The following is a 717-nucleotide window of genomic DNA, read 5'->3' as shown; positions in this document are numbered from 1 at the left end:
CGTATGCAGAGAACAAGCTGCGAGAGGTTGTGAACGATTGGAAATCGCTACCATTCGAGATTGATACGGTCATCATGCCACACGACGCGGTGCAGCATGAACTGACTAGCGGTATGACCCGTGAACAGGTCGTGCGGAATATGGGCCACAACGTCCGTATAGCGCCGCGCGTCAAGTCAAAGCATGAGGGCATTGAACAGGTGCGGGCGCTGCTGCCTCACTGTTGGTTCGACAAGGAAGAATGCGGCACGACAGTTGAGGCGTGTTTTTCCTACCGCGCCGAGTACGACGAAACAAAGCGCGTAGTGAAGCTAAGCCCGGTTCACGACTGGTCCAGCCACTACGTTGACGCAATCCAAACCTACGCGACTGGACGCCCTGACCACATGGTCAACTGGGACAGCTTCCCGCGTTCCAGATCACCCAGCGCAAGTGTGAGGTTCTAAGATGGCTATTAAGCAGACAAAGAAAGAGCAGCGACTGCGTAGCGTGATCCAAAGCGAGATTGCGAACGGCGAGAACAGCACACAGTCGGAGACGTACCAGAACCGGCAAAACGCTCTGGACTATTACGAGGGCAAGAAGCCCGCACCGGGCGAGGACGGTACAGAGGACTATATCCTCTCTACTGACGTTGCAGACATGACCAATGCAGTCTTGGCGCAGCTAACGCCTATGCTCAGCACAGACGCGCTTGTCACCTTCGAGAGCAACGGC

Annotated in this window: 2 protein-coding genes; both read left to right on the top strand. The window is 55.6% G+C overall.

Going from position 1 to position 717, the window contains the following annotated elements; genetic code table 11:
• A partial coding sequence (locus tag ACR0E6_RS22280; protein WP_480587469.1) for a hypothetical protein occupies positions 1–446 on the top strand: 446 nt, incomplete at its 5' end.
• A gap of 1 nt (position 447) precedes the next feature.
• The coding region (locus ACR0E6_RS22275) for a portal protein (protein ID WP_480587466.1) at positions 448–717 on the top strand (270 nt) is incomplete at its 3' end.

The sequence above is a fragment of the Ruegeria sp. AP12 genome, assembly GCF_056540025.1.
Note: the sequence above shows the minus strand (reverse complement) of the source record. Positions and strands in the feature narration are given on the sequence as shown.